General features: G+C 74.4%; 13 protein-coding genes. 1 reads left to right on the forward strand and 12 read right to left on the reverse strand.

Annotation, left to right across the window (positions count from 1 at the left end; genetic code table 11):
* Nucleotides 1-10: 10 nt before the first annotated feature.
* From NX794_RS08990 to NX794_RS09030, 9 genes are all read right to left on the reverse strand, one after another.
* Nucleotides 11-1,231, reverse strand: coding sequence for a cytochrome P450 (locus tag NX794_RS08990; RefSeq protein WP_258777747.1), 1,221 nt, complete (start codon nucleotides 1,229-1,231; stop codon nucleotides 11-13).
* Nucleotides 1,228-1,854, reverse strand: coding sequence for a GTP-binding protein (locus tag NX794_RS08995; protein ID WP_428985874.1), 627 nt, complete (start codon nucleotides 1,852-1,854; stop codon nucleotides 1,228-1,230). The genes NX794_RS08990 and NX794_RS08995 overlap by 4 nt, the downstream gene beginning before the upstream one ends.
* Nucleotides 1,832-2,188 carry a DUF742 domain-containing protein gene (locus tag NX794_RS09000; protein ID WP_258777748.1) on the reverse strand — a complete coding sequence of 119 codons (357 nt, stop codon included), beginning with the start codon at nucleotides 2,186-2,188 and terminating at the stop codon, nucleotides 1,832-1,834. The genes NX794_RS08995 and NX794_RS09000 overlap by 23 nt, the downstream gene beginning before the upstream one ends.
* Nucleotides 2,185-2,607 (reverse strand): roadblock/LC7 domain-containing protein, encoded by a 423-nt coding sequence (locus tag NX794_RS09005; protein WP_258777749.1) that lies wholly within the window; start codon nucleotides 2,605-2,607, stop codon nucleotides 2,185-2,187. Before NX794_RS09005 ends, NX794_RS09000 begins: the two co-directional genes overlap by 4 nt.
* 2 nt (nucleotides 2,608-2,609) lie before the next feature.
* Nucleotides 2,610-4,094, reverse strand: coding sequence for an ATP-binding protein (locus NX794_RS09010; RefSeq protein WP_258777750.1), 1,485 nt, complete (start codon nucleotides 4,092-4,094; stop codon nucleotides 2,610-2,612).
* 541 nt (nucleotides 4,095-4,635) lie between these two features.
* On the reverse strand, nucleotides 4,636-6,819 hold the full coding sequence (locus NX794_RS09015) for an HEXXH motif domain-containing protein (protein WP_258777751.1): 2,184 nt from the start codon (nucleotides 6,817-6,819) through the stop codon (nucleotides 4,636-4,638).
* Between the two features lie 21 nt (nucleotides 6,820-6,840).
* Nucleotides 6,841-7,023, reverse strand: coding sequence for a hypothetical protein (locus NX794_RS09020; RefSeq protein WP_258777752.1), 183 nt, complete (start codon nucleotides 7,021-7,023; stop codon nucleotides 6,841-6,843).
* An 86-nt stretch (nucleotides 7,024-7,109) separates the two neighbouring features.
* Complete coding sequence (locus NX794_RS09025; protein WP_258777753.1) at nucleotides 7,110-8,237, reverse strand: effector-associated domain 2-containing protein; 1,128 nt, start codon at nucleotides 8,235-8,237, stop codon at nucleotides 7,110-7,112.
* A complete protein-coding gene (locus tag NX794_RS09030; RefSeq protein ID WP_258777754.1) occupies nucleotides 8,234-9,286 on the reverse strand; it encodes an RBBP9/YdeN family alpha/beta hydrolase in 1,053 nt (350 codons plus the stop codon). The genes NX794_RS09025 and NX794_RS09030 overlap by 4 nt, the downstream gene beginning before the upstream one ends.
* A gap of 294 nt (nucleotides 9,287-9,580) precedes the next feature.
* Between NX794_RS09030 and NX794_RS09035 the strand changes: the two genes are divergently transcribed.
* Nucleotides 9,581-10,891, forward strand: coding sequence for a cation:proton antiporter (locus tag NX794_RS09035; RefSeq protein ID WP_258777755.1), 1,311 nt, complete (start codon nucleotides 9,581-9,583; stop codon nucleotides 10,889-10,891).
* Between the two features lie 51 nt (nucleotides 10,892-10,942).
* Here the strand turns inward: NX794_RS09035 and fxsT are convergent, their stop codons facing one another.
* Genes fxsT through NX794_RS09050 form a run of 3 tightly spaced genes read right to left on the reverse strand, consistent with a single transcriptional unit; the run spans nucleotide 10,943 to nucleotide 18,119 of the window.
* Nucleotides 10,943-15,571, reverse strand: a complete 4,629-nt coding sequence (gene fxsT / locus NX794_RS09040; protein ID WP_258777756.1) for an FxSxx-COOH system tetratricopeptide repeat protein — start codon at nucleotides 15,569-15,571, stop codon at nucleotides 10,943-10,945.
* Nucleotides 15,571-16,665: an AAA family ATPase gene (locus NX794_RS09045; protein WP_258777758.1), complete on the reverse strand. Its 1,095-nt coding sequence runs from the start codon at nucleotides 16,663-16,665 to the stop codon at nucleotides 15,571-15,573. The genes fxsT and NX794_RS09045 overlap by 1 nt, the downstream gene beginning before the upstream one ends.
* Nucleotides 16,662-18,119 (reverse strand): VMAP-C domain-containing protein, encoded by a 1,458-nt coding sequence (locus NX794_RS09050; protein WP_309505976.1) that lies wholly within the window; start codon nucleotides 18,117-18,119, stop codon nucleotides 16,662-16,664. The genes NX794_RS09045 and NX794_RS09050 overlap by 4 nt, the downstream gene beginning before the upstream one ends.
* Between the last annotated feature and the right edge of the window lie 23 nt (nucleotides 18,120-18,142).

Genomic DNA, 18,142 nt, shown 5'->3' on the forward strand with positions numbered 1-18,142 from the left:
CGGAACTCCTTCAGACGACAGCGGGGAAGCGGACGGGAAGGGCCTCCAGGGCGCGGTGGAACGGGCCGGGCCGCCAGACGAGTGCGGACTGGGGGCAGGCGAGGTCCAGCTCGGGCAGCGCGTCCAGGAGGCAGGTGATGGCGGTCTCGGCGATGAGGTAGGCGTGCGACCTGGCGGGGCAGGTGTGCGGGCCGATGCTCCACGACAGGTGGGCGCGGTTGCCGCTGAGGAGGGCCGCGTCGGCGCCGGCGGTGACGGCCGGGTCGTTGTTGCAGGCGGCCATGGAGATGACGACGGGCTGGTGGGCGGGGAGCAGCACACCCTCGACGTCGATGGGGTACGGCGGGTAGGAGATGCAGTAGTTGGCCATCGGCGGGTCGGTGTACAGGACGGTGTCGAGGGCGTCCCGGACCGGCTGGCCGGCGTGCAGGCCGGCCGAGAACTGCTCGTCGGTGAGGATGCGGAGCACGGTGTTGCTGATCAGGTTGGTCAGCGGCTCGATGCCCGCGCCGTACATGGTGACGAGCTGGTGGGACATCTCGATGTCGTCCAGCGCGGCGGCGTGCGCGATCAGCCGGGAGGTGACGTCCTCGCCGGGCTCCTTGCGGCGCAGCCGCACCAGTTCGTGGACGGCCTGGCCGAGGATCTCGTTGCCGAGGGCGGCGGTCTCGGCAGCGGACTCGAAGATCTTGGCCATGCCGTCGGCGATGCGCCGGCCGATCTCGTCCGGGCAGCCCAGCAGCGCGCTCAGCACCCGGAAGGCGATCGGCCAGGAGTACTGCACGAGCAGGTCGGCCTCGCCGCGGGCGCTGAACTCGCCGAGGGCCGCGGACGCCACCTCCTCGACCAGGGCGCGCAGTTCGTGCTGGTCGACGCCCTGGATGCTGGCGGTGTTGGCCGCGCGGTAGCGGGCGTGCTCGGGGCCGGAGGAGCGCAGCGCGTTGGGCCGCCACTCCATCATCGGCAGCACCGGGCAGCCGGCCGGCACCGACTGCTGCCAGATCCGGGGGTCGGCCGGGAAGTGCAGCGGGTCGTTGAGGATGCGGCGGGCCTGGTGGAAGCCGATGACCAGGGTGGCGGGCACACCGGGGGCGAGGTCCACCGGGACCAGCGGCCCGTACACCTCGCGCATCCGCGCGTACGCCGTGTGCGGATCGGCGGCGTACGCGGCGTCGTACAGCGCGAACCGGGCCGCCGGGCGCGCGAGGGTGCCGAAGTCGGGGGTGGTCATGTACGGGGCTCCACAAGAGAGACGGGGGCATGACGGGAGGTCACGAACTCGATGAGCGTGATCAGCGCGTACACGCAGGACCGCCGGTCCCGGGCGTCGCACTCGGTCAGCGGGGTGTCCGGGTCGAGGGCGAGCGCCTCCCTTATCTCGTCGAGCGGGTAACGGGGCGCGTCCGGAAAGACGTTGATGGCGACGGCGTACGGCGTCCGCTGTTCCTCCAGCAGGCCCAGCACCTCGTGGCAGCCGTCCAGGTCCCGGTTGTCGGCGAGCACCAGGGCGCCGAGCGCGCCTTCGGTGAGGCCCTCCCACAACGGCCGGAACCGGGTCTGGCCGGGGGTTCCGAACAGGTAGAGGGCCAGGCGGTCGCCGAGCAGGTGGATGCGGCCGAAGTCCATGGCGACGGTGGTGGTCGTCTTGTGCGGCAGGCCGCGCAGGTCGTCCACGCCGACGCTGGCCTCGGTGATCGGCTCCTCCATGCGCAGCGGTGCGACCTCGGAGACGCTGCCGACGAAGGTGGTCTTGCCGACGCCGAAGGCCCCGGCCACGACGATCTTCGCGGAGCGGGTGACGCCGGGGGCCAGGTAGTGGGGGGCGGGCTGGTCAGACAAGCTCACGGAGTCCACGCAGCACCTCCTGTAGCAGGTCGAGTCCGGGGCGGCCCTCCTCGGCGGGGGCCGGGCTGGTGAGATGGCCGCTGTCCATCAGCTCGGAGACGAGGATCCGGACGGTGGAGGGCGGCAGTTCCAGCGCGGCGGCGATGTCCGCGACGGCCAGGCCGCCGCGTCCGCCGCCGCCGAACAGGCGCATCACCCGGCGCGCGTCCGGCCCCAGGGTCTCGGTGGGGCCGGACGCCGCGATGACCACCGTCTCCAGGCGCACGTCCCGGCTGGGGCGGTTGCGTCCGCCGGTGCGGACGTACGGCCTGATCAGGTCCGGGTCGTGCCGCGGACCGCTCATGTCGCCGGTCCGCCTTCCGCCGCGGGGCGGCGTTCGGCGACCTCCAGCTCGTGGCCGAGCCGGGTGGCGAGGCGCACCATGTGGTGGGTGATCAGGCCGACGTCGGACTCGGGGCCGGTGGTGACCACCGACAGCATGGAGTTCTTCGCGGCGGCGGTGGTCAGGCCGATCCGGCCCTGCGACTCGATCAGCAGCTGGCACATGCCCTTTCCGCCGACGTGCTCGTCCCAGGCCTTGCCGGCGGCGCGCAGCGACGCGGTCACGGCGGCGAGCTTCTCGGCCTCCTCCTGGCCGATCGTCTGCGTGCGGGCCTGCAGCAGACCGTCGCTGCTCATCAGCACCGCGTACTCGACGCCCTCGACGGAGCCGAGTTCCTGGTCGAGCAGCCAGCCCAGGCTGTTGCTGTGCGTGTCGCGCATGGTCACTGTCCTTCGGTGGATCCGGTGGTGTCCTCGGTCTGTCGTCCCAGGCGGGTGCCGGCCGCCCAGGCGGCGGCGACGCTCGGGCGGCCCGGCACGGCCGACGCCTCGCTCGGCGCCGGTGCCGGGGTGGTGCGGGGCCGGGCCGGGCGCCGCCGGACGGTCAGACCGCTGGCGGTGGTCGCCGGGGGTGCCGCGTCACCCGCCTCGCGCGGGGCGGGCGGGAGCCCCACGGGCGCGGGGGTGGGCGCGGGCTCGGGCACGGCGGGAGGCTCGGGCATGGCGGGAGGCTCGGGCATGGCGGCGGACTCCGGTGCGGCGGCGGGAGCCGGTACGGCGGCGTGGACCGGCGCGGGCACAGCGGCCGGTACGGCGACGGGGGCCGGCACCGGGATGTCGCTGAAGACCAGCAGGTTCTTCGGCAGGACGAGGACGGCCCGGGTGCCCTGGTAGATGTTGGGCGCGGTCAGCTCGACGCGGAAGCCGTAGTTCTCGGCGAGCAGCGAGGCGACCCGCAGGCCGGTCTGCGGATGGGCGCCGAGCCGGGTGATGTCGTCGCGCTGCTTGCCGGACATGATGTCGCTGGCCCACAGCAGGCGTTCGTCGTCCATGCGCAGCCCGGCGTCGTCCACGACGAGGAAGCAGGCGTGGTGCCCCTCCTCCACGGAGACGTGCACCCGCGCGGCCGGCGGCGAGTAGCGCAGCGCGTTGTCGAGCAGCAGCGCCAGGGTGTGGACGACGGCCTCGACGGCCCGGCTCTGCACCGCTATGGCGTCCCGCTCGTGGTGCTCGATGCGCTGGTAGCCCTCGATACGGCCCATCGCGGCACGGATCACGTCGGTCAGCGAGGTGCGCGGCCAGCGCCGGGACAGCTTGTCGCCGGCCAGCACCGCGTAGCCCTGCGCGGTCAGCAGCATCTGCTGGGCGATGTGGTCGATGTGCACCAGGGTGGCGTAGGCCTCGTCGCCCTGGTGGGAGCGCACGCCCTGGCTGATCTCGCGGCTGAGCCGGGTCGCGCGGGCCACCACGTTGGAGGCGAAGCTGCGCACGGCGGCCCGGGTGGCGTCCTGCGACTCCCGGCGCGCCCTGGCGGTCTCCTGGTCGGCAGCCGCCTTGATGCCGGCGATGTGCTGCTCGGCCGCCACCCGGGTGCTCTCGCGCACCTGGGTGACGGTGGCGGTCAGCTGGCCGGTGAGGTCGCGCAGCCGCTCGGCGAGGGCCGTGCGGTGCAGCGGCGGGGGCAGCGCGAGGGCACCGGCGCGCGCGTCCCCGGGCCGGGCGGCCCCGGCGGCCAGGGCGGGCAGGTCGGAGACGAGTTGTCCTACGGCGTGCTCGGCGGCCCGCAACTGCTGGGTGAGCCGGTCGGCGTGGCCCTGGAGCCGGTCGGCCCGCGCGCGCTCGCGGCGGTGGGAGCGGCCGAGACGCCAGGCGGCCACGGCGGCCACGAGGGCGGCCAGGGCGACGGCGGCCAGTAACAGATCGGTCATCAAGTCCTCTCCAGGGGGTCCGGCTCGCGAACCGGCCGGCGCGGCGCGCCGGAACCGGGCGAGGAGCTGGAACCGGCTGCCGGGACGGCGTCACCGCGGCCGCGGGCATGACCCGGGAAGCACCGGACACCTCGCGAACCCGCTCGTACGGGGATGACGGGGGATGGCGGAAACTCGGCGCGATGCGGGCCGGCGAGACCCGGGTGAACGGGCCTGCCGGGTAAGGCAGGGAGGGCGGCGGGCACTGTGTCCTCCGGGTACGCGGTCCTGTCGTGCTGCGTCACGTCCGCGACGCCCGGTGGCCGTTTCCGGTCTGGGCCGAGCTTATCCGGAATCCCGGACCCTGTTCGGCGATCTCGCCACGGAACCCTGTGAAAGAACCATGACGGCGCGCGACGACCCGCCCCCGACCACGCCCTCTCTCCCTCCGGTGTCCGAACACGCCCGATATGGAAGGGGCTTGGGGAATCCACGCGAGCGGGGTAATGGGATGCCGATCACACCGGGTCCGTCGGGCGGGGCTCACGCGTCCACGGGATCTTCACCGTTCACCGGTCCCCGCCGCCAGCCAGCGGGCCACGCGCAGCGGATCGGCGGCCGTCCCGGCGAGCCGCAGCTCGCGGTGGACGGCCCGGGCCAACTCCGGCCGTCGCAGCAGCCGTCCGGTGGCGGAACCGGCGCCGAGGGCGAGGACGAGCCCGGTCCAGGCGTCGGCGGACTCCGGTTCGTCGACCAGGAGTTCGGCACAGGCCGCGACGGCGGTGGGGTCCCGGGCGAGCAGGGCCCGGTCGGCGGCGGAGCCGTGCGCGGCGGGCCGGGACCCGGCCGTCAGGCACCGCCGGATCAGCCCGGCGCGGGCGTGGGACCAGGGGGCGGCCAGGTCGGGGACGACGGCGGACGGCGCGAGCCGGCAGTCGGCCCGGGCGCCCGCCATGAAGGCCCGGGCCAGCGCGCGGACGTCGTCCGGGGCGGGGCTCAGGTGCCGGATCCGCCAGCCCGTGCGGTGGTCGGTCGCGGCGAACTCGGCGAGCAGGGCGCGGTCCTGGCCGATCCGCGGGTCCGCCCGCCAGTCGGCCAGCCGCGCCGCCATGCCCCCGACGAACCGGCGCCCGTGCCCGGTCAGCGCGGGGTCGGCGAGCAGGGTGCGCACCGCGTCCCCGGTCTGGCCACGGCTCAGGGCGAACTCGAATTCGACGTACGCCCGTTGGGGTCCTGGCACCCGGTCCAGGTACCGGGACCAGAACTCGGTGACGCCGAGGAACGCGTAGGCGCCCTGGAGCAGTCCGCTCAGCGGGCGCGGGTCGTCACGCCAGGGGGCGTAGTGCCGCTCGGCGCCCGCGTCCTCCTCCAGTGTCAACAGATGCAGCAGGGCGCCCAGTTTGGTGTGCTGGAACTCGTGTACGAGGGTGACGGCGAAGGTGGCCGGGTCCGGCGGCAGCGAGGTCAGCACCCCGCCGAAGGCGTCCCCCGAGGAGGCGCTGAGCACCACCCCGGGCTTGCGCGGCCGTACCGCCGTGAGGGTGCGCAGGCCCTCCCCGAGGGCCGCGGCCATCTCCGGGTCGCTGCCCGCCAGCAGGTCCATCGCGCGCCCGAACCGCTCCTGCCAGTCGGCGGCCCGGTCCTCGCCGAGGCGGGCGGCGGGCAGCGGTTCACTGAGGTCGCGGTAGGGGTCGATGTCATCGAGGAACACCTCCAGATCCCGCCCGGCCACGACCACACGCAGCCGACGCAGCACCTGCCACCCGGGCGCGTCCGCGTCAGACGCGGTCCCGTAGGTGGCATCCCTGTCGGGCGCGGTCCCGTCGTGCGCGGTCCCGTCGGTGGCATCCCTGTCGGGCGCGGTCCCGTCGGGCGCGGTCCCGTCGGGCGCGGTCCCGTCGGTGGCGGTCCCGTCGTGCGCGGTTCCATCGGTGGCGGTCCCGTCGGGCGCGGTCCCATCGGTGGCATCCCTGTCGGGCGCGGTCCCGTCAGTGGCGGCCCCGTCAAGCGCGGCCCCATCGGTGCCGGCCCCCTCAAGCGCGCCCCCATCGGTGCCGGCCCCGTCGGGCGCGGTCCCATCGGTGGCATCCCCGTCAAGCCCGGCCCCGTCAGTGGCGATCCCGTCAAGCGCGGCCCCATCGGTGCCGGCCCCGTCGGGCGGCGCGGGCGGCCCGGGCGGGCCGACGCTCGCGCCGTACGGGTCGACCCGGAGCCGGCCCCCGGCCACCACCACCTCCGCCGTGCCCCAGCGCGGGCGGTCCGGTAAGCGGGCGAGGCCGAGGGTGGGGAACATGGCGGTGCCGTCGCGCAGTGGCACGGTGGTGCGCAGCGGCACGGCGGCGCGCAGGGCGGCGACGGCGCACACCGCGTGCAGGTGCCCGAGGTCGGTCCACAGGGGTCCCTCGCCCCAGGCCGTGCCGTGCAGCCGGCGCAGGCCGTGTCCCAGCCAGATGCCGGTCTGCGGATGCAGCAGCAGTTCCCGGAACGCCTCCGGTGCCCGCTCCTGGGCGGCCGTCAGCGCCTCCCAGGCGCTGTCCACCGGGGGCAGCGGGCCGAGCGCGCCCGGTGTCGCCGCCGCCGCGTCGAGCAGGGCGCGCAGCAGCAGGAGGCGGCGGCTGTACTCGGTGCCGCGCAGGAAGCGGATCAGGTCGGGGCCGCCCCGGCCGGCGGCCAGGTCGTCGAAGTACGCCGAGGGGACGCGATGGTGCGCGGTACGCGCCGGTCCGTCACGTCCGTCGGTCTGCACAGGCCGCCTCCCCGGGGACCGTCAGTCGGCCCGGCCGGGCTGCCCGTCGCCGCCGGCGAAGTTGACCCGGGGGCGCTCGATCTGGCGCAGCAGCCGGTCCAGCGAGCGCGCGTGGACCGCGCGGTGCTGCGAGCGGAGCGCGGTGAGCGGGACGTCGCTGAGATCGGCCAGTTCGGATCCCACGAACTCCGCGGACGTATTCATGCGGCATCCCCCTGACAACGTCCTTCATCCCGTTGACTTCATGATGACGTATGCCGGAAGCGTTCGGGAAGAGCGTGATCAGCCGGTCAGGCGCCCTGTTCCGGGGGCAGCCAGCGGGTCGCCCAGTCCGTCAGGTCCCGCTGTTCCAGCGAGCCGGGTTCGACCAGGGCGACGGCCGCCACGAGCGCGGCGAGCCCTCCGGGGTGGCGGCGGCAGGTACGGACGATGCTGATGAGGTCGGGACGCGGCGCTCCCAGCCGGGGGATCGCGCCGGACAGGTCGGGGGGCAGCATGCCGAGCACGAGCTGCCGCTGGTCCCGGTCGGTCATGCCCGGCCAGCCCGCCAGCAGGTTGACCAGCTCCGACAGCGCCGCGTCCGGCACGGGTTCCGCGCGGCGCCGGGCGGCCGGGAAGGCCAGCTCGCGCACGTCGTCGCCCCAGGACCGGTACCACAGCGAGGTGGGCCGCTGGCCGCCCGAGGTGAACCCGGCGATCACCCGCTCGGCGACCGCGTTCATGTCCGGCGGCCAGCCGTCGGCGCCGGCCAGTTCGGCGAGTACGGCCCGCGAGAACACCCCGGTCTGCCCGACGGGGTCGTTGGCCGCCCGCTGCCCCGGCCCGGAGGCCAGCAGCACGAACTGCTCCCGGCCGGGCAACCGGTCGCCGCCGGGCGGCACTTCGGCGGGCAGCGCGCGGGCGAGGGCGAGGTCCTCGACGAAGGTCTGGCAGGAGTCCACCAGCCAGATCTGGCGCCGGAAGCCGGGCAGCAGGTCGGTGGTGCAGGCGGTCAGCCAGGCGTCCAGGTCCAGGTTCCGCTTGTCGTCGGCGGCGGCGTCGGCGTAGAAGAGCCGGCGGTGGCCCTGCGCGTCGGTGACGCCGTGCCCGCCCCAGAACACCCACAGCAGGTCGCCCTCCAGCGCGGGCAGCCGGCGCGTCAGCACCTCCTGCACCGCTTCCCGCCCGGCACCGGCCGAGGGCACGTCGACCTCGGGGCCGCCCGCGCCGGCCAGCGGGGCGAGCAGCAGCTGGATGTGCGCGGCGGGCACCCCCCGGCCGCGCAGCCAGGCGGTGAACCGGCGGGCGTCGGCGGCGGGCCCCGGCAGATCCCAGGCCGCCCCGGCCGCGTACCGCTCCACACCGACGACGACGGCATGGGTGCGCTCCGGCCGGACGGGCGCCACCCGGCCACGGCCCGGCCGCACGGGCGCGCTCACGGCAGCTCCCGGGCGAGCACCCGGTACAGCTCCGGGTTGCGCCAATAGGCGCTGTGGGACAGCGGGAACGGCTGCCTGCTGTCCACGGCGACGTCCTCGACGCGGCCCGGGAAGACCCCGGCGCCGACGTAGCCGAGCAGGTCCCGGCGGTCGTAGACGTTCAGCCAGCGCGGTACGTGCGCGGGCAGCGGGCTGCCGTGCTCCAGGCTGGGCAGCGCCCCGAGTTCGTAGAGGAACGGCGCCTGGGAGCCGACGGTGACGAGGAGTTCGACCTCGGGCAGCGGGCGCAGCACCAGCAGGTCGAGCGAGGCGATGCCGCCGAGGCTGTGCGCGAGGAGGACGACGGGGGGCTCGGCGGCCCGCACGGCACCGGCGACGGCCTCCCGGATCGCCTCGCCCCGGGCCAGGTAGAGCAGGACGTCACCGGCGGCCGGGTGCGCCGCGTCGGTGAGCGCCGAACGCCGCTTCACCGCCTGGGCGGAGGCCAGCCGCAGCGCCAGGACGCCGGCCAGCCGCTTGACCCGCCGGGTCACCGGGCCGCGGTGGGTGCCGGCGCCGGTTCCGGGCAGCAGGGCGGTGATCCGGTCCACGGCGGCGTCCCGGGCGGTGCCGTCGAGGGCCGGCGCCGGGCCCGCCCGCTCGGTCCGCCGGCGCACCGCCTCGGCGACGAACGCCCGCGCCAGCGCGTCCGTCTCGGCGCGCGCGGCGGGGGCGCGCAGGAAGGCGCGGCAGTCGGGCGTGGTGAGGACGGCGGCCACGGCGGCGGCGAAGTCCTCGCCGGTGCCGCCCTGTTCCAGCAGGCCGCGCAGGACGGCGTCCTCGGTGAGGGCGAGGGCGGCGGCGGAGAGGTCCGCGCCCGGCGGCGGGGCGCCCGGCGCCAGTTCGGCGCGGGCCGCGGGTTCCTCGGTGAGCAGCCGCAGTTCGAGCAGCGGGTCGAGGTAGAGCAGCCCCCAGAACTCGACGTCCGGATCGAGGGCGGTGCCGTCGGGTTCGGCGACGGCGGCTGAAGCGCGCTCGGGCAGCGCGCGCCCGGTGGCGTACCCCGGCACGGATATACCGTTCGAATGGAGTGCCGATCCCGCGTTTCCTCCCCAATAGCAGGAAGTTATGCGGATTTCCGGCCGCAGTGGCCGTAAACCCTCCTGCACGAGTTCCAGAGTTTCGCTCATACCCGGTTCGCGCACGCCCGTGCCGTGCACGAATAACACCGTCGTCATCGTCGGCCCCCCGCTCATGACGGCATATACCAACCGCACGCAACAATAGGTTCTTTCACCGCTCGGCGGCTACACTCCGTACAGACTGTGCCACAGCGGGCGGCACGTGCCGGAAGGGGGATGCCGGTGAGCACCGACTCCATGGTCACCCACGTCGTCGCCGCGCTGGCGGTGGTGATCGCGGCCTCTCACGCCCTGGGCGTGGCGGCGCGCAAGCTGGGTCAACCCGCCGTGGTCGGACAGCTGTTCGCGGGTATCGCCCTCGGGCCGAGCCTGCTGGGCCTGTTACCGGGAGACGTTTACGAAACCCTCTTCCCGAAGCAACTCCAGCCCATTCTGACCGCCGTCGCCCAAGTGGCCCTGGCCCTCTTTCTCTTCGCGGTCGGTTACGAACTCGACCTGCGTCTGCTGCGCGGCCAGGGCGCGGTGGGCGCCGTCTCCGTGGGCGGATTCGCGATTCCGATGGCGCTGGGCGCCGGCGTCACGCTGCTCTTTCCCGGAATGTTCGCGTCCGCCAACGGAAAGGCCCCGGTCGACACCACCTTCAGCCTCTACATGGCCGTCGCCCTGTCCATCACGGCGGTGCCCGTCCTCGCGAGCATCATCCGGGACCAGGGTCTGGCGGGCGGCAGGCCGGGCGCGATCGCCATGGCCGCGGCCGGTGTCATCGACGCGCTCAGCTGGCCGGTGCTGGCCGTGGTCCTGGTCGGCGGCGCGCACGGCTCGGCCCGGACCTGGACCGTCAAGGTGGCCCTGCTCGCCGCCTACGTCCTGGTGATGATCTTCGCCGTACGTCCGCTGCTGCGCTGGTGGACCCGCAGGCCCGGCGCCCTGATGGCCAACCAGGTGCCGCTCACCGTCGCACTGGCGCTGGGCTCGGCCTACGTCACCAGCGCGCTCGGGCTGCACGTCATCTTCGGCGCGCTGCTGGCCGGCGTCATCATGCCCCGCCAGGCCGACGGCGTACCGGACCCCCAGTTGCTGCGCCCGCTCCAGGAGACCGGCGGGCTGCTGCTCCCGGTGTTCTTCACGGTATCCGGGATGGCCGTCGCGCTGGACGGCCTGCACTCCTCCGACCTGCTGCTCCTGCTGGTGATAAGCGCCGCCGCGATCATCGGCAAGGTGGCCGCGGGTTCGCTCGCCGCCCGCTCCGCGCGCCTGCCCTGGCACGACTCCCTCGTCATCGGCGTCCTGCTGAACACCCGCGGCCTCACCGAGCTGATCGTGCTGAACGTCGGCCTGGGAACCGGGGTGATCGGACCGCGGCTCTACGCCGTCCTGGTCGTGATGGCCCTCCTCACCACCGCCCTCACCGGCCCCCTGCTCACCCTGCTGCGCCCCCACGCCCCCGCCACCGACCACGCCCCGGCTCCCCTGCCCGACACCGACCCGGGCCAGTCCCCCGCGACCGACACGGCACCGGCACCCCGGCCGTAACAGGGGGCCGTAACAGGGGGACCGGCCGGGCCCCCGCCCGCACGAAGCCGCCTAGAACGGCACAGGCGCGATGTCCACCTCCGCCCGCTTGCTGCTGGCCGCGGCGACCGTCGCCGGGTGGCTCTCGCCGAGGACGCGGCGGAAGCGGGTCAGGGTCTCGGTGTGCAGCGCGGTGGCCTCGTCGTCGCGGCCCAGGGCGCGCAGGTCGAGGACCACGTTGTTGGCGCAGGCCAGCGCGGTCGGGTGGGTCTCGCCAAAGATCCGGGTCAGTGCGTCGAGGGTCCCCCGGTCCAGGTCCAGGGCCTCCGGGTGCCGCTCCTCCGCGTCGTACTGGGTGGCCGTGCCCATCGCCGTGGTGAGGGTCAGGATGTGCTCGTCGCCCAGCGAGGCGCGCAGGCCCGGCAGTGCCGCCGCCAGGTGTTCCCCGGCCGCCGCCAGGTCCCCGAGGTGGCGCAGGGTGATCGCCAGGTTCGTACGCGCCGACAGCGTGTAGGGGTGGGACTCGCCGAGGCTCGCGGTGTAGCGCTCGACGGTCGCCTCGCCCAGCTCCCGCGACCTCCGGAGCTGGCCGTCCTGCCGCAGGTCGACCACCAGGTTGGCCGCACAGGCCACGGCGTCGGGGTGGTCGGCGCCGTAGCGGCTCTCGAACTTCGACAGCGCCATCTCGCCGAGCTGCAGCGCGCCGTCGTGGTCGCCCGCGCGCCGCCGGCACACCGCGAGGACGCGGGCGCAGCTGACGCTGACCGGGGTGTCCTCGCCGTAGTTCTCGACGTAGCGGGCGTAGACGTCCTCCTGGTGGGTGACGGCGCCGAGGTAGTCGCCGGTCTCGCGGACGTCGATGGACAGGCCGCTGAGCGTGTTCAGGGTGTCCAGGTGGTTCTCGCCGAGCGCGAGGGCGCGCAGCCGGGACGTCTCCGTGTCGAGTTCCCGCGCCTCTTGGTACAGGCCCATCAGGCGCAGGCCGACGCCGAGGCTGTGGGCGGCGCGCAGGGTGGCGGGGTCGTCGTCGCCGAAGGCCCGCAGCGAGCGGTCGTACACCGAGCGGTTGATCTCCAGCGCGCGCGCCAGCTCGGCCCGCAGCCGCAGCCCGCTGCACAGCTGGATGAGGGCGTCCAGGGTGCCCTCGTCGTCCTCGCCCGCGATGCTGATGTAGAGGTCGGCGGTGCGCTGCATCATCTCGGCGGCTTCCCGGTACTCGCCGAGCATGCGCAGGATGAAGGCGAGCCACTTCGCCATCTCCAGTGTCTGCTGGTCCTCCGCGCCGAACTTCTCGGTCCAGATCCGCAGCGCCTCGCGGGCCATGGCGGCCGCGCCGTCGTGGTCGCCCCAGACGTAGAGGAACTCCACCATGCCGCGCACCAGGCCGCGTACCCACGGCGAGTCGCACTCCACGGCCCGGGACACCACCACGTGCGGCAGCAACGCCTGGTAGCGCGGCCACATCTCGCGGGAGCCGGGGCTGTTGGGGTTGGCGTCGGCGAGCAGCAGGTGCGCGCCGTGCCGCATGTCCGCCTGCTGCTGCGGGGACATGCGGTTGACCAGCACGGCCTGGACCAGGCGGTGCAGCTGGATGGTGTCGTGCCGGTGCTCGATGCGGGCCAGCGCGTAGACGTTGATCTCGCGGATCGCCCGGCCGAGCTTGATCGGGTGGCGCAGCGCCTCGTCCAGCTCGGGGGCGATGGTGGTGGTGCGGGAGTTGTTGAACAGGCTCCGGGAGATCGGCTCGGGTGCGAAGAACGAGCAGACCTGGAGGAGTTGGAGGGCGGCGGGGTTGCGCTGCTCCAGCTGGCGCAGCGAGACGTCCCAGGCGGCGGCCACCGACATCGGGTAGTCGGGCGAGGGGACGAGTTCGAGCATCAGCTCGGCGATCTTCTCGTTGATCAGCCGCAGGTACTCGGGCACGGACATGCCGGTGACCGCCTGCCAGGCCGCCGCCTGCTCGATGGCCAGCGGCAGGTCACCGAGGGCCTCGGCGAGCCGGTCGGCGTCGCGGTCGGTGAGGTCGCGAGCCCGGCGGCGCAGCAGCGCCTTGCTCTCCTCCCGGGTGAAGACGTCCACGGAGAGCGTCTCGGCCACCCGGTCCCACTCCTGGTTCCGGGAGGTGATGAGGATCTTGCCGGTGCCGCCGGTCGGGAAGTAGGGCCGTACGGCCTCCACGTTCTCGGCGTTGTCGAACACCAGCAGCCAGCGGCTGTAGGGATGGCCCCGGCGCAGCGCCTCGCGGACCGCGGGGACGGCCCGGTTGGCCTCGCTGCTCACGTTCAGGCCGAGCCGGTGGGCGAGTTCGGTGAGCGCGGTGAGGATCATCGTCGGCTGCTCGGACGGGATCCACCACACGACGTCGTAGTCGGAGGCGTGGCGGTAGACGTACTCGATGGCGATCTGCGACTTGCCGACGCCGCCCATACCGTGCAGGGCGTGCGGCAGCACGGCGGAGGTGTCACCGGTCACCAACTGCTCGCGCACCTGGTCGAGCAGGTCCTCGCGGCCGACGAAGTTGGGGTTGTTCGGCGGGACGTTGCCCCAGACGGCGGGCACGGAGCCGCGCGCCGGGTGCGCGTGGGACTCCGACGCGCCGTCCCCGTCCGGGACCGGTCCGCCGTGTGACGGGGACCCGGCGGCCGGCCGGCCGTCGAGACTGGGGGCCGGAATCCCCCTGGCCGGGGTGTGGTTGGCGGTTCCCCGGTCGTCACGCTGGTGCTCATTGGCGGTGGTCTCGGTCATGTCCTGGCCGTCCGTGTCGGAATTTATACGTTCGTCGCTGACATCGCTGACATCGCTGGTATCGCTCGCATTACTGGCATCGCCCGCATCACTGACATCACCGGCATTGCCGCCATCGTGGGCTATCGGCTCCGTGTTCTCCGGGACCGACGCTCCCGACCGCGCCTCCAGGGCCGCGCTGACGCGCCGGGCGCGGAGCAGATAGGGCCCCGACAGCGCGCGCAGGACGGCGAGTTCCACGCGCACGAAGGGCAGGCTCTCCGCCGTCACCGCCGGGACCGGCACCTTGTCGGGGGCGAGCAGCGCGCCGTGCAGCCGGCGAGCGGCCTCGACGCGGTCGCCGTAGAAGTCGGAGACCGAACTCACCACGCGTGCCGTGTCCGCGCGCATGGCGGCGGAGAGCAGTTCCTCGCGCGCGCCGGCCACGAAGTCCAGCGGGACACGGGGGTCCTCGGCGGGCGGCTCACCGGCCGGGGCCTGTTCCAGCAGACCGCTGAGGAACAGCTCGGCCAGGTGGACGGGCTGGGCCTCGGGCACCAGCTTGCGCTGGACGTCGCGCACCAGCCGGGGTTCGAGGACGGCGGCGGCCAGATGCGTGGCCAGCCGGAAGGCGGTCGGGGTGGCATGGCCCCGGAAGCGCCGGATGCGCTCGCGCACCGAGGGCGCGGGCGGCGCGGCCGACGGCTCGGGGGCCTCGGTGGCCGGCCGCTCGGGCACGCCCAGCAGCAGGACCGGGGCGTCGGTCCAGCCGGGCTCGTCACCGGCGACCAGGGCGGCCCAGCGGCCCAGCCAGTCGGCGTCGAGTTCCAGCACGGGGACGGCCGCCGTCCACCGCTCGGGGGGCGGGTCGAAGGGGTCGTACCACTCCGCCGGGAAGTCCACGGCGAGTTCGGCGGTACGGGCGCCGGTGCGGGGCGCCCGCAGCCGGGCCTGGCGGGGTGTCAGGGCGGTGCGGTGCCAGTCGCGCTGGGACAGCAGGTGCACCACGGCCACCGGTCCGGCCGCCGCCCACGGTCCGAGTGCCGCCCGGCCGGCCCCGGTCCGCCACAGCGGGCCGAGCCCGTCGGTCAGGACCAGGATGATCCGCCGCCCGGTACGGTCCACCAGTTCGCCGGGGGCACCGGCCCACCGGTCCTCCGGGACCGGGCCGCGCAGCACGGCCTCCGGACCCGCCGGGCCCTCGCGCACGCCCATCCGCCGCACCCGGACGTCCCGGAAGGCGCCCAGCTGTTCCGCGACGGCCGTGAACTCGGCGATCGTCTGCTGCCAGACGACCATGGTGGCGTGGTCGTCCACCACCAGCACCAGATCGAAGCGGCGCTCGCCGGCCGCCCTGGTGTACGGCAGCCACAGGCCGTCCTCGGCGGCGTGTTCGGCGGTGGCCTCCTCGTCCAGCTCGATCTCGGACGCCGAGGGCACCACCTGCTTCAGCGGGCGCAGCCGGCGGCCGATCCCGGACGCGTCCCGCAGATCGGGAGCCGGTGCGAGCGGCTCGGTGCGCGCGGGGGCGCCCCGGTACTCCGGGGCGCCGCCGGTCGTCTCAGTGGCGGGCGGGGAGGCGGGGAGGAGCCAGGCGGAGCCGGGCAGGGGGCCCTCGGCGCCGCCGTGGAGGGCGGTGGCGCGGCCGTTCGTGGCGGGGGGCTGGTTCCCGGTGGGCGGGGGTGCCGAGGGCCGGCGGGGTTCGGGGGTCCCGGGAGCCTCGGGCCTCCCGGGACGGTCAACGGTCTCGGGGCTGTCGGTGATGTCGGTGACGTCGGGCAGCCCGGAGAGCCCCGGCGGTGTGGCGGGCCGGGGCTGCGGTGGGCGGTCCGACGGAGGCAGCCGGGCGGCCGTGGTCCGGTAGGCGTGCAGCCACAGCGCCTCGGCCAGCTCGACGGGTTCCGGGTACGCCGGCTCGACGGGCCCCGGATACGCCGGCTCGACGGGTCCCGGGTACGGACGCGGGTCCTCACCCATCAGGGCGCCCCCGACAGTTCGCGCCACAGCGCGTCCAGCAGTTCACTCCAGGCCGCGTCGTCCTCGCGGACTCCGGCCGTGCGCAGGAAGACGGCGTTCAGCAGTTGGTCGGTGGCCAGCCCGCCGTGCTCCCGGCTGCGCTCCACGAAGGCCCGGATCAGGGGGTCATGCCGGCCGTCCTGGTCCCGGAAGTGCGCGGCGATCATGGCCGCGAGCTGGTCCTCGCGCGGCGGCGAGACGTCCAGCCGGACACAGCGCCGCAGGAAGGCCGGCGGGAACTGGCGCTCGCCGTTGCTGGTGATGACGACGAACGGGAAGGCCCGGCAGCGCACCCTGCCGTCGGTCACGGTGACCGTGCTGTCCGGGTCGTCGGTGAAGACCTGGGCGTCCGGCTCGTGCTGGCGGGCGCGGACCAGCTCGGGGATGTCGTAGGAGCCGTTCTCCAGCACGTGGAGCAGGTCGCTGGGCAGGTCGATGTCGCTCTTGTCGAGTTCGTCGATGAGCAGGACGCGTGGCAGTTCGTACGGCAGCAGGGCGGTGCCCAGCGGGCCGAGCCGCACGAAGTCCCCGATGCGCGGCGCCTCGCCGGTCGGGTCGGCCGGCCCGGCGGCGGTGGCACCGGGAGCCTGACCGCGGCCGAGGGAGGCCTGCGCGCGCCCGATGGCGTCGTACTCGTACAGCCCCGAGCGCAGGGTGCTGCGGGAGGTGATCCCCCAGTGCAGGACGCGGCCGAGGCCCAGTTCGCGGGCGACCAGGTAGGCGAGGGTGGACTTGCCGATGCCGGGGCGGCCGGTCACCAGCAGGGGGCGGCGCAGCAGCAACGCCGTGTTGATCATGTCGATGTCGTGCGCGTTCTGCCGGGGGGTGGCCCGGCCCACGGCACCGATACGGCGGTCGGTCTCGGCGCTCTCCGCCGGCACGGGCGGCAGCACCGGGCCGCCGTCGAAGTTCCGCCAGGCGGGCGGCGGGGGCAGGACGTCGGCGAGCCGGATGTCGGCCAACGGCTGTCCGGTGCCTCGGTAGATCCACCAGCTACGGCTGCTGACGGACCCTCCGTTCCCGGCGCTGCCGGCCGGTCGCTGGACACCGTTCATGAATCCCCCTCGTCGTCGTGTCCGCCCCGCGCGCCCCCGGGGTCAGCGCCCGGGTGGGCGGACCAGTCGACGATGCGATGGGGATCGTCGAAGAGGACCGCGAGGTGACGGCCCGCGTGCGCGTCGCGTTGCGACGCGGCGGCGGTGGCCGCTTCGTTCCGTAACCTCTGGACCCGCTCCGGCAGTTCGACGGGCCTGCCCTTCATCAGCTTCTTGACGCGTCTGCGGAACTCGCCGGACGGGGCGGCCCTGCGGTCCCAGACGGCCAGGGGCACGCCCGCGCGCAACGCCGCCTCCAGCGAGGCCTGGCTGCCGCCGGGGCCGGGCAGTGGGGGCGCGTTGAGCGCGACGGAGACCAGCCGTTCGTCCGCGGTCAGCCGGCTGGCCCACCGCACCTGGTCGTGCCCGCGCCGGCCGGTGGTGTCCCAGAGGCACTCGACCGATTCCTCGCCGGTCAGCTGCTGCCAGCGGTTGTGCCAGCGCCGGTGGAACTCGCGGGCCCGCATCCGCTCCAGGCTGCGCAGCACCACGGGATAGCTGAGGCACAGCGCGGTCGCGGAGTCGGACCCGGAGGCCATCGGCAGCCATTCCAGGGGGCGGTTGAGCAGGTGGAAGGGGAGGACGAACTCCAGCACCGGCCGGCCCGGCCGCCCGGCCCACTCCTGCTCGGCGCGCGTCACGAGCCGCTCGACCGTGGCCTCCACCTCGCTCAGGGCCACGATCCGATCCTCTCCGCGCTCCGGCCGCCAGGGGCCCGGCCGCACCTGCCGCCAGTGCGACAGCAGATACTGCTCCGGGCGCATCCCGTGTCTGGTGAGCTGGATAACGAGGCAGGCGGGCGCTGGTTGTGCCACCGGGGCCTGGGTGATCTCCGTGCGCAGTGCCTTGAGCTGGGCACCGAGTCCGAGCTTGCGCCCCAGCCCGTCGTTCCACCCGCGCAGCCCCTGCCCGACGTCCCGCTGCGCGTCGGAGCCCTCCAGGGCCAGCACCACGTGCTCGACCAGGGCCATCACCGGGAGCAGGCCGTCCGTCCGGGCGTTCCTCCCGGCGAGCAGGTCGAAGGCTTCCAGCAGCCCGGTCACCGGCCCGTCCAGCAGCACCGCGTCACCGGCCGCCGCGTACAGCACCCCGGGTACGTCCACGTGCCGGACCCGGGCCAGCAGCGAGTGGACCTCCCGTAACTCGCTGTCGGACAGGACCGCCAGCACCGGGGCGGAGACGACGAGTTCGCGGATGCGGAGGACGGGCGTCGAGTTGGGCGCGTAGTCGTGCAGCGTGGCCAGCAGCTCGGGCAGTCCGTGCGGCTCCTGGAGGCAGGCGCGGACGATCTCCAGCATCTCCAGACGGGTCCGGCCGTGCCGCCGTATGTTGCCCAGCTCGGGTAACCGGCTCGCCAGCATACTGATCAAGAGATCGCGCCCCTCCGGTGCGTCGAGTCCCGTCACCGCGCACATCTGGTCAACCAGCTCGTGCTCCA

Source organism: Streptomyces pyxinicus, from assembly GCF_024753135.1.
Lineage (GTDB): Bacteria > Actinomycetota > Actinomycetes > Streptomycetales > Streptomycetaceae > Streptomyces > Streptomyces pyxinicus.